Here is a 10,914-nt window from a genome sequence, read left to right on the forward strand (position 1 = left end):
GGATTCCCGACATGACCGACATTTCGCTGATCGACCGCCTGCTCGACGTCATCGAGCATGACATCGTGCCGAAGACGGCTGATGGCGTCGCCCACGGCAACAAGCTTTTCGGCGCGGCGATCCTGCGCAAGGACGACCGTTCGCTGGTGCTGGCCGAGACCAACAACGAGATCGAAAACCCGCTCTGGCACGGCGAAGTGCATTGCCTGAAGCGCTTCTACGAAATGCCGAAGGCGGAGCGTGTCGATACGAAAGACGCCATCTTCATCGCCACGCACGAACCGTGCTCGCTCTGTCTGTCGGCGATCACCTGGACCGGCTTCGACAATTTCTACTACCTGTTCAGCCACGAGGATTCGCGCGACAGTTTTGCCATTCCGCACGACCTGAAAATCCTGAAAGAGGTCTTCACCCTCGACCCGGGCGGCTACAATGCCGAGAACGCCTACTGGAAGAGTTTTTCCATCCGCAGGCTGGTGCGGTCGCTGCCCGAGGCCGAACGACAGAGGCTGGAGACGCGCATCGGCGAGATTTCGGCCCGTTACGACGAGCTTTCCGGTGTCTATCAGGCGAACAAGGACGAGAACGAGATTCCACTGAACTGAGCGGTGAAGCAGGTAGCGGCACAGGTCGCATAATTCGCTGCTCCAGTCGCGAATGGCGATTGAAAGTTGCGGCGCCGCCGGGCGTTATGCGGACCATGAAAACCATCACAGAATTTCCCCGCAAGGTCGTCGAATTCCCCGACATGGGCATTGTCATGCCCGATGGCTGCCGGCTGTCGGCGCGGGTGTGGATGCCGGACGATGCGGGCACCGATCCGGTGCCGGTCATTCTCGAGCATCTGCCCTACCGCAAGCGCGACGGCACCATTTTTCGCGATCAGTTGACGCATCCCTATTTCGCCGGCCACGGCTATGCGTCGATCCGCGTCGACATGCGCGGCAACGGCGATTCCGAAGGGCTGATGGACGACGAATATTCCGAGCAGGAACTGCAGGATGCCTGCGACGTCATCGCCTGGGCGGCGGCTCAACCCTGGTGCAACGGCAATGTCGGCATGATGGGGATTTCCTGGGGCGGCTTCAACTGCCTGCAGGTGGCGGCCAAAGGGCCGCCGGCACTGAAAGCGGTGATCAGCCTGTGCTCGACCGTCGATCGCTACGCCGACGACATCCACTACAAGGGCGGCTGCCTGCTGCTGGAGAATTTCGGCTGGGCCTCGACCATGCTGTCCTATTCGTCGCGGCCGCCGGATCCATTGATTGCCGGCGACAGCAGGTGGCGCGATCTGTGGCTGACCCGGCTGGAAAACCAGTCCTTCCTTTTGCCGCTGTGGCTCAGCCATCAGCATCGCGACGCCTACTGGAAGCGCGGCTCGATCTGCGAGGATTATTCCGCCGTCAAGGCCGCCGTGCTGTCGATCGGCGGCTGGCATGACGGTTACCGCAACACGATCTCGCATCTCGTCACCAACATCGAAGCGCCGGTAAAGGGCATCGTCGGCCCGTGGATCCACAAATACCCGCACTATGCCGGACCCCAGCCGGCTATCGGCTTCCTGCAGGAAGCGCTGCGCTGGTGGGACCACTGGCTGAAGGGGGCCGAGACCGGCGTTGAGGCCGATCCCGCCTACCGCGCCTATGTGATGGACAGCGTGCGCCCGGCGCGCTGGCACCCGGAGCGGCCCGGCTGCTGGGTGGCGGAGCAGGAATGGCCGTCGCCCGCCATCAAGACGGAGGCGATAGAACTGCTGCCCAAGGGGAGCAAACCGGCCATCGTTGCCTCGCCGCAGAATTGCGGGCTCGCCGGCGGCGAGTATTTCCCGTTCACCTTCGGCCCGGAATTGCCCGGCGACCAGCGTCCCGACGACGCTCTGTCGGTGTGTTTCGACCAGCCGGAACTGGCCGAGGCGATCGACATTCTCGGTGCGCCCGAAGTTCAGGTCACGCTTTCTTCGGATCGCCCACAAGCCAACATCGCGGTCCGGGTATGCGACGTGCACCCGGACGGCGCGTCGGAGCTGATCTCCTATGGCGTGCTCAACCTGACACACCGCTCCTCGCATGAATTCCCGCGGGCCCTGGTGCCGGGCGAAACCGTGTCGGCACGCGTCGTGCTCGATCAATGCGCCTACCGCGTGCCGGCCGGCCACCGCCTGCGCATTGCCGTGTCGAACGCCTACTGGCCAATGATCTGGCCCTCGCCGGAACCAGTCAGCCTCGCCTTGTCGGCAGCGACCTTGTTCCTGCCGCTGCGGCCGCTCGCGACAGGCAACGAAGTGACGTTCGCCGAACCGGAAGGCGCCGCGCCTTGGGCGACCGAGACGATCCGTGCCGCCAATTCCGAACGCCATGTCGATCGCGACGAAAAGACCGGAATCGTCACGCTTTCCATAGCGGATGATTTCGGCGAGGTGCGCGATCTCGACCACGGCCTCGTCAATGGGAGCATTGCCCGCGAGACCTGGACAATCCATCCCGACGATCCGCTGTCGGCCTTGGGAAAAACCCACTGGACGCAGACGCTGTCGCGAAATGGATGGTCGGTACGCACGGAGACGTGGGCGCAGATACGCTCGGAAGCGAAAAACTTCATCGTGAGCGCCAGAATCGAGGCCTATGAGGGAGAAAAACTCGTCTTCGAGCGCAATTTCGAGGAAGATATTCCACGCGCGCTGGTCTGAACGCCGACGTCGTTGGTCCAAATGCGACGTACGATTTACGCCACGGCATGTCGCATTCGGTCTTGCTTACGGCGTTAGCTTACCCTCATTATTCAGGGAGAATTAACAAAGAAATCGACCGCAGAGTCGAACCAACAGAGTGAGGAACTCAAAATGTCCAATGAACTCGAATTCCTTAGCCGGCGCGTTGCAGCAGGCAAACTGAGCCGTCGTGATTTTCTCGGTCGCGCGGCAGCGCTCGGCATCGCGGCACCTTTCGCCAACTCGCTGCTTTCGAGTGCCGCGCGAGCGGCCGGCCCGGTCAAGGGCGGCACGCTGAAGGCCGGCCTGGTCGGCGGCGAATCCACCAATAGTCTCGACCCGGCCCTATTCATGACGCAGGTGCCGTTCGCCTTCGGCAAGTGCTGGGGCGAAATGATCGTCGAGCTGTCGCCCGAGGGCAAGCTCGAAAACCGCATCGCCGAGGAGATCGGCTCGTCCAAGGACGCCAAGATCTGGACGTTGAAGATCCGCGACGGCGTCGAATTCCACAACGGCAAGACCGTGACCGCCGAGGACGTCGCCGCCACGCTAGAGCGCCATTCGGACGAGAAGTCGAAGTCCGGCGCGCTCGGCTACATGAAGGGCATCGACACCATCAAGGCCAACGGCAAGGAAGTGGTGCTGACGCTGAAGGAGGCCAACGCCGACCTTCCCTACCTGCTCAGCGACTATCACCTGATCGTCCAGCCGAACGGCGGCAAGGACAAGGCTGACGCCGGCATCTCGGCCGGTCCGTATGTGGTCAAGACCAATGAGCCTGGCGTGCGCCATGGTGGTGAACGCTTCGCCAACTACTGGCAGGGCGACAAGATGGGCCACGCCGACCAGATCGAGATCATCGTCATCAACGACGCGACGGCGCGCACGGCGGCCCTGCAGGGCGGCCAGGTCAACATGATCAACCGCGTCGAGCCGAAGATCGTCGACCTGATCAAGCGCGTGCCGGGCGTCACCATCCGCAACCATGCGGGTCCGGGCCACTATGTCTTCATCATGCATTGCAACACGGCGCCGTTCGACAACAACGACCTCAGGATGGCGCTGAAGCTGGCGATCGACCGCGAAGAGATGCTGACCAAGGTGCTGCGCGGCTACGGTTCGCTCGGCAACGACTTCCCGATCAACGCGTCCTATCCGCTGTTCACCGAGATCGAGCAGCGCAAGTACGATCCCGACAAGGCCAAGTTCCACTACAAGAAGTCCGGCCATGACGGCACGGTGCTGCTGCGGACCTCGGATGTCGCCTTCCCAGGCGCCGTCGATGCCTCGCAGCTCTTCCAGCAGAGCGCGGCCAAGGCCGGCATCAAGATCGAGCTCAAGCGCGAGCCCGGCGACGGCTACTGGAACGAGGTCTGGAACAAGCAGCCCTTCTGCGCTTCCTACTGGGGCGGACGCTCGACGCAGGACCAGATGTACTCGACCGCCTATCTGTCGACCGCCGACTGGAACGACACGCGTTTCAAACGCCCGGATTTCGACAAGATGGTGCTGGCGGCGCGCGCCGAGCTCGACGAGGCCAAGCGCAAGCAGATGTACCACGACATGGCGGTGCTGGTGCGCGACGAAGGCGGCCTGATCCTGCCGATGTTCAACCAGTTCATCGACGCAACCGGCGCCAAGGTCGATGGCTGGGTCGACGATCCGCACCAGGAACTGATGAACGGTTACGCCCTGGCGAAGTGCTGGCTGCAGGCCTGAGTCCGGCTTTGCAGAGATGTCCTCACCCATCCTGAAACTAATTGCCCAGCGCATCGCGCTGGGCATCCTCCTTCTGTTGGCCATTTCGGTCCTGATCTTCGCCGGCACGCAAATCCTGCCCGGCGACGTCGCGCAAGCCATTCTGGGACAATCGGCAACGCCGGAGTCCCTCGCCAACCTGCGCGAGCAGCTCGGGCTCAACGACCCGGCCTATGTCAGGTATTTCCACTGGCTCGGCGGCGTCTTGACCGGCGACCTCGGCACGGCGATGTCGAGCGGCCAGGATATCGCGACCTCGATCAAGGGCCGGCTGTGGAACACGCTGTTCCTCGCCTTCTGGGCGGCGATCGTTGCCGTGCCGCTGGCGATCATCCTCGGCCTCATCGCGGTGCGTTACCGCAATGGCTGGGTCGACAAGCTGATCTCCGGCCTGGCGCTCGCCTCCACCTCGTTCCCGGAATTCTTCATCGGCTATCTGCTAGTCTATTTCTTCGCGGTGAAATGGCAGATCTTCCCCGCCATCTCGACCGTCTATGACGGCATGCCGTTCGGCGAGCGCATGCAAGCGATCGCCTTGCCGGCGACAGCGCTGACGCTGGTGGTGCTCGCCCACATGATGCGCATGACCCGCGCGGCGATCCTCAACGTCATGCAGTCGGCCTATGTCGAGACGGCGGAGCTCAAGGGGCTTTCGGCCTTCGCCGTCATCCGCAAGCACGCCTTCCCGAACGCGATCGCGCCGATCATCAACGTCGTCATGCTCAACCTCGCCTATCTCATCGTCGGCGTCGTCGTGGTCGAGGTGATCTTCGTCTATCCCGGCATGGGGCAGTATCTGGTCGACCACGTCACCAAGCGCGACGTGCCGGTCGTGCAGGCGGTCGGCCTGATCTTCGCCGCCGTGTATATCAGCCTCAACATCATCGCGGACATTGCGGCGATCGTCGCCAATCCGCGTCTCAGACATCCAAAGTGAGGGGGCGGGCATGCTCGATATAAAACGCATCCCCATCCCCGCCCTGATCGGCCTGGTGCTGACCGCCCTGTTCGTGCTGGCGGCGGTGTTCGCGCCGTGGATTTCCCCCCACGATAATGCCGAGATCGTCGGTGACGTCTGGGAACCGATGTCGGCGGCGCATTGGCTGGGCACCGACAATCTCGGCCGCGATCTTCTCTCGCGCATGATCTACGGCGCCCGCATTACCCTGTTCATCGCCGTGCTGGCCACCGCGCTGTCCTTCTCACTCGGCGCCATACTGGGCTTCTCGGCGGCAGTGTTCGGCGGCTGGTTCGACACCATCCTGTCGCGCCTCGTCGATCTCCTGATGTCGATCCCGACGCTTATCATGGGCCTGGTCGTGCTCTCGGTGCTGCCGACGAACCTGGTGACGCTGATCCTGGTCATGGGCATTCTCGACTCGACCCGCGTCTACCGCCTGTCGCGCGCGGTCGCCGTCGACATCAACGTCATGGATTACGTCGAAGCCGCCAAGCTGCGTGGCGAAGGCAGCGCCTGGATCATCTTCCGAGAGATCCTGCCCAACGCGCTGTCGCCGCTGGTTTCGGAACTCGGCCTGCGCTTCATCTACGCGGTGCTGTTCCTGTCGACGCTGTCCTTCCTCGGCCTTGGCGTGCAGCCGCCGGACGCCGACTGGGGCGGCATGGTCAAGGAAAACAAGGACGGCATCGTCTTCGGCATCGCCGCGGCACTCATTCCGGCGGCGGCGATCGCGGCCCTTGCCATCTCGGTCAACCTTGTCGCCGACTGGATCCTCAACCGCACGACAAGCCTGAAGGGAGGACGCGGGTGATGGCTGAGAGCAAAGCGAAACCCGGCGTGCTGCTCGATATCCGCAACTTGCGCATCGAAGCCACGGTCTACCCGCCCGGCGAAGCGCCAAAGAACATCGTGCTGGTGCACGATGTCTCGCTGACGCTGGAAAAAGGCAAGGTGCTGGGCCTGATCGGCGAATCCGGCGCCGGCAAGTCGACCATTGGCCTGTCGTCCATGGGCTATGGCCGTGGTGGCGTGCGCATCACCGGCGGCGAGGTGATCCTCAACGGCCGTGACATATTGAAGGGCGGCAAGGAAGGTTTTCGCAAGCTGCGCGGCCGTGAGGTCTGCTATGTCGCGCAGTCGGCGGCGGCGGCCTTCAACCCGGCTCACCGGCTGATGGACCAGGTGGTGGAAGCCACGCTGCTGCACGGCACGGCGACACGCGCCGAGGCCGAGAAGCGTGCCATAGCACTTTTCAAGAAGCTGAGCCTGCCGAGCCCCGAAACCATCGGCGAACGCTTTCCGCACCAGGTCTCAGGCGGCCAGCTGCAACGCGTAATGACGGCGATGGCGCTGTGTTCGGAACCCGACCTGATCGTCTTCGACGAGCCGACCACGGCGCTCGACGTGACGACGCAGATCGACGTTCTGGCGGCGATCAAGGACGCCATCCGCGACACCCATGTGGCGGCGCTCTACATCACCCACGACCTTGCCGTGGTCGCCCAGGTCTCCGACGAGATCATGGTGCTGCGCCATGGCAGGCTGGTCGAATGGGGCGGCACCCGCCAGATCATCAAGGAGCCGCGCCAGGAATACACCAACGCCCTGGTTTCGGTGCATGAGATCGAGCATTCCGAACAGAACCCCGGCGCGACGCCGTTCCTGTCGGTCAAGAACGTCACCGCCGCTTACGGCGGCGGCCAGGTCAAGGTGCTGAAGAACGTCTCGGTCGACATATACCCCGGCCAGACATTGGCCGTGGTTGGCGAATCCGGCTCCGGCAAATCGACGCTGGCGCGCGCCATCACCGGTCTTTTGCCGCCCGAGCAAGGCACCGTCACCTTCGACGGACGCCCGCTTGCCAACCGGCTTGCCGACCGGCCGAAGGAGGATCTGCGCCAGTTGCAGATGATCTACCAGATGGCCGACGTGGCGATGAACCCGCGCCAGACCGTCGGCACCATCATTGGCAGGCCGCTCGAATTCTACTTCGGCATGCGCGGCAGGGAGCGCGACAAGCGCGTTGCCGAACTGCTCGACGAGATCGAGATGGGCAAGGGCTTCATCGACCGCTATCCGGCCGAGCTTTCCGGCGGCCAGAAGCAGCGCGTCTGCATCGCCCGCTCGCTCGCCGCCAAGCCGAAGCTGATCATCTGCGACGAGGTGACCTCGGCGCTCGACCCGCTGGTGGCCAACGGCATCCTGAAGCTGCTGCTGAACCTGCAGGAGCACGAGAAGGTCGCCTATCTCTTCATCACCCACGACCTCGCCACCGTGAAGTCGATCGCCGATTCCATCGCGGTGATGTATCGCGGCGAAGTGGTCCGCTACGGCTCGAAGAGCAAGGTTCTGACGCCGCCCTTCGACGCCTATACCGACCTTCTCCTGTCGTCGGTTCCAGAGATGGAGATCGGCTGGCTGGAAAAGGCGATCAAGGGACGGCGCATGGCCAGCGCGGGGAACTGACCAACTGCCGGCACCACCGACTGCCGTCATCCGGGTGCAACACAAGGACGCCACACGTCCTCTGGACGGGCGCCGTTCGTGACGTTGTTTTCAACAAAGGGGTAGGACATGAAGACTGAACTCGACCACCTGGCAGAACTCGCCGGCCAGGGCCGGATATCGCGGCGCGACTTCCTTGGCCGCACGGCGGCTCTCGGCGTATCGGCGGCGCTGGCGACGACGCTGGCCGGAAAGGCCTTCGCGCAGACGCCGGTCAAGGGTGGAACCCTCAAGGCAGGCCTGCAGGGCGGCGAATCGACCAACAGCCTCGACCCGGCGCTGAACCTCAGCCAGGTAACCTTCAGCTTCGGCAAGCTTTGGGGCGAGTATCTTGTGCGTCTGACCCCCGACAACAAGCTGGTGAACCTGATCGCCGAGGACATCGGCGCCTCCAAGGACGCCAAGACATGGACGATCAAGATTCGTGACGGAATAGAATTCCATAACGGCAAGACGGTTGGCGCCGAGGACGTCGCCGCGACCATCGAGCGTCATGCCGACGAGAAATCAAAGTCGGGGGCGCTCGGCATTCTCAAGAACATCAAGGGCGTCAAGGCGAGCGGCAAGGAAGTCATCTTCACGCTCGGCGATGCGGATGCCGACTTCCCCTATCTGATGGCCGACTACCATCTGGTCATCCAGCCGAATGGCGGCAAGGACAATCCGAATGCCGGCATCAGCGCCGGCCCCTACAAGGTCACCGTCAACCAGCCGGGCGTGCGCCATGGCGGCGAGCGCTTCGCCAATTACTGGCGCGGCGACAAGGCCGGCCATGCCGACCAGGTCGAGATTGTCGTCATCAACGACGCGACGGCCCGTCTGGCCGCGTTGCAGGGTGGCCAGGTGCACATGATCAACCGCGTCGAGCCAAAAGTCGTCGACCTGGTCAAGCGCATCCCGGGCGTCACCATCGAGAATGTGTCGGGCAAGGGCTACTATCCGTTCAACATGTTCTGCGACACGGCGCCTTTCGACAACAACGACCTGCGCATGGCGCTGAAACTCGCCATGGATCGCGAGGAGATGCTGACGAAGATCCTGCGCGGCTACGGTTCGGTCGGCAACGACTTCCCGATCAACGAGGCCTATCCGCTGTTTACCGCCATCGAGCAGCGCAAGTTCGACCCGGAAAAGGCGGCCGCGCTCTACAAGAAGTCGGGCCACAGCGGCTCGATCCTGCTGCGCACCTCCGATGTCGCCTTTCCCGGCGCGGTCGACGCCGCCCAGCTTTATCAGCAGAGCGCCGCCAAGGCCGGCATCAAGATCGAGATCAAGCGCGAGCCGGGCGACGGCTACTGGTCGGAAGTCTGGAACAAGCAGCCCTTCTCGCTCTCCTACTGGGGCGGGCGCGCCACGCAGGACCAGATGTACTCCACCGGCTATGTCTCGACCGCCGACTGGAACGACACGCGCTTCAAGCGGCCGGAATTCGACAAGATGCTGTTTGCGGCGCGTGGCGAGCTCGACCAGGCCAAGCGCAAGGCGATCTACCACGACATGGCTGTCCTGATGCGCGACGAAGGCGGCCTGATCGTGCCGTTCTTCAACCAGTTCATCGACGCAGCAGCTACGAACAAGATCAGCGGCTTTGCCAAGAGCCCGATCGGCGAAATGATGGACGGCTACGCGCTCGCCGAATGCTGGCTGAACGCCTAGTGCTGGACTGCCACTGAAAAGCGCCGCGTGTTCGTGCGACACGCGGCGCACTTTTTTGAAACCATCGACGCATGGAGGCGCCCGTGGCACTCGACACCAAGCTTCTGCTGATCATCCTCGACGGCGTGCCTTACCGCAACTGGCGTCGGTTGATGGGCAATCTCGAGGGCTGGGTGCAGTCGGGCGAAGCGAGGGTGTGGAAGATGCGCTCGGTGCTGCCGTCGACCTCGGCCTGCTGCTATGCCTCGATCCACACAGGCGTGTCGCCGCAGGTGCACGGCATTCTTTCCAACGAGAACCGCTTCCGCGTCAAACAGCCCGACATCTTCTCCGAGGTCAGCAACGCCGGAGGCAAGACCGGGGCAGTCACCCATTCCTACTGGTCCGAATTCTTCCGGTCCTACCCGTTCGACCTGGTCGAGGACATGGAGTATGACGAGCCTGGCGGTCCGATCACGCATGGCCGCTTCCACACCATGACCGGCTACAACGCGCGCAACCAGATGACGCCGAGCGATGTCGACCTGTTCGCGACGCTGACCATGCTGACCAAACGCCACGGCATAGACTACGGCATCCTGCACACCTGCACGCTGGATTCGATGGGTCACCGCTTCGGCCACGACTGCCATGAGATGGACCATGCCGTCTACGCCATGGACGGCATGCTGGCGGCCTTCCTGCCGGGCTGGATCGCGGCCGGCTACGAGGTGATGGTCACCGCCGATCACGGCCAGACCGACCGCGGCCACCATGGCGGCCATGACGACGAGATGCAGGATTTCGCGCTGTATTATTTCGGCCAAGGCCAGGGGCCCGAAGCCGATACGCTGCTCGACCAGTTGCAGCTGGCCCCGACAGTGCTGAGCCGGCTCGGCGTGCCGGTGTCGGCGACGATGAAAGCGAAGCCGTTTTTGAGCTAGTTGGCGGCCGAGACGCTGCCCTTCTTCCAGTCCCTCCACGAGGGCAGACCTGACATCGAATATCAATAGCTGACGTCAGCGCCGCCCCCCTACGCCTGCCGGCACCTTCTCCTCGTACAGTTGTTTGGACCGGAGACATCGCGAACAGGTGTTCGGAGACATCGCGAACAGTTTTTGATGTTATCGCTTGAGAGCATTGAGGTCGATTGTTTCTATTTTCTGGTGTCGGAAGAAAGCATCGAAGACGCCGTCTGTTGCGGTTGGCCGGAAGGCGACGACCTTCCTGGCAAATGCCTTGCCAAGCTTGAAGGCGCATCCGAGGAGGCTGACAACCCCGGTCTGCTGGACGCGGCGGACAAGATCGTCCGTTGCATAGTCGAACGGCTCGATGGCTTCGCGATATT

General features: G+C 63.0%; 8 protein-coding genes and 1 pseudogene. 8 read left to right on the forward strand and 1 reads right to left on the reverse strand.

Features of this window, described 5'->3' with window-relative positions:
• Positions 1-11 precede the first annotated feature (11 nt).
• From A3AU_RS0126660 to A3AU_RS0126695, 8 genes are all read left to right on the forward strand, one after another.
• A complete protein-coding gene (locus tag A3AU_RS0126660) occupies positions 12-605 on the forward strand; it encodes a nucleoside deaminase (RefSeq protein WP_027055605.1) in 594 nt (197 codons plus the stop codon).
• Between the two features lie 95 nt (positions 606-700).
• On the forward strand, positions 701-2,686 hold the full coding sequence (locus A3AU_RS0126665; RefSeq protein ID WP_027055606.1) for a CocE/NonD family hydrolase: 1,986 nt from the start codon (positions 701-703) through the stop codon (positions 2,684-2,686).
• Positions 2,687-2,839: 153 nt separating this feature from the next.
• On the forward strand, positions 2,840-4,426 hold the full coding sequence (locus A3AU_RS0126670) for an ABC transporter substrate-binding protein (protein ID WP_027055607.1): 1,587 nt from the start codon (positions 2,840-2,842) through the stop codon (positions 4,424-4,426).
• Between the two features lie 16 nt (positions 4,427-4,442).
• Positions 4,443-5,402: an ABC transporter permease gene (locus tag A3AU_RS0126675; RefSeq protein WP_027055608.1), complete on the forward strand. Its 960-nt coding sequence runs from the start codon at positions 4,443-4,445 to the stop codon at positions 5,400-5,402.
• Between the two features lie 10 nt (positions 5,403-5,412).
• The gene (locus A3AU_RS0126680; RefSeq protein WP_027055609.1) at positions 5,413-6,237 is read left to right on the forward strand and encodes an ABC transporter permease; all 825 of its coding nucleotides are present in this window, start codon (positions 5,413-5,415) and stop codon (positions 6,235-6,237) included.
• Positions 6,237-7,892, forward strand: a complete 1,656-nt coding sequence (locus A3AU_RS0126685) for an ABC transporter ATP-binding protein (RefSeq protein WP_027055610.1) — start codon at positions 6,237-6,239, stop codon at positions 7,890-7,892. Before A3AU_RS0126680 ends, A3AU_RS0126685 begins: the two co-directional genes overlap by 1 nt.
• 108 nt (positions 7,893-8,000) lie before the next feature.
• Positions 8,001-9,587, forward strand: a complete 1,587-nt coding sequence (locus A3AU_RS0126690) for an ABC transporter substrate-binding protein (protein WP_027055611.1) — start codon at positions 8,001-8,003, stop codon at positions 9,585-9,587.
• An 83-nt stretch (positions 9,588-9,670) separates the two neighbouring features.
• Positions 9,671-10,510, forward strand: coding sequence for an alkaline phosphatase family protein (locus A3AU_RS0126695; protein ID WP_027055612.1), 840 nt, complete (start codon positions 9,671-9,673; stop codon positions 10,508-10,510).
• Positions 10,511-10,690: 180 nt separating this feature from the next.
• On the opposite strand, the pseudogene A3AU_RS1000000139590 reads toward A3AU_RS0126695, so the two are convergent.
• Positions 10,691-10,914 (reverse strand): annotated as a pseudogene (locus A3AU_RS1000000139590) (IS481 family transposase); the annotation flags it as partial.

The sequence above is a fragment of the Mesorhizobium erdmanii USDA 3471 genome (genome assembly GCF_000472705.1).
In the GTDB taxonomy this organism is placed as follows: domain Bacteria; phylum Pseudomonadota; class Alphaproteobacteria; order Rhizobiales; family Rhizobiaceae; genus Mesorhizobium; species Mesorhizobium erdmanii.

Excerpts from the sequence above, each read along its gene's own strand:
- A3AU_RS0126660 (WP_027055605.1), top strand. The coding sequence starts at position 12 with ATGACCGACATTTCGCTGATCGACCGCCTGCTCGACGTCATCGAGCAT.
- A3AU_RS0126665 (WP_027055606.1), top strand. The coding sequence starts at position 701 with ATGAAAACCATCACAGAATTTCCCCGCAAGGTCGTCGAATTCCCCGAC.
- A3AU_RS0126670 (WP_027055607.1), top strand. The coding sequence starts at position 2,840 with ATGTCCAATGAACTCGAATTCCTTAGCCGGCGCGTTGCAGCAGGCAAA.
- A3AU_RS0126675 (WP_027055608.1), top strand. The coding sequence starts at position 4,443 with ATGTCCTCACCCATCCTGAAACTAATTGCCCAGCGCATCGCGCTGGGC.
- A3AU_RS0126680 (WP_027055609.1), top strand. The coding sequence starts at position 5,413 with ATGCTCGATATAAAACGCATCCCCATCCCCGCCCTGATCGGCCTGGTG.
- A3AU_RS0126685 (WP_027055610.1), top strand. The coding sequence starts at position 6,237 with ATGGCTGAGAGCAAAGCGAAACCCGGCGTGCTGCTCGATATCCGCAAC.
- A3AU_RS0126690 (WP_027055611.1), top strand. The coding sequence starts at position 8,001 with ATGAAGACTGAACTCGACCACCTGGCAGAACTCGCCGGCCAGGGCCGG.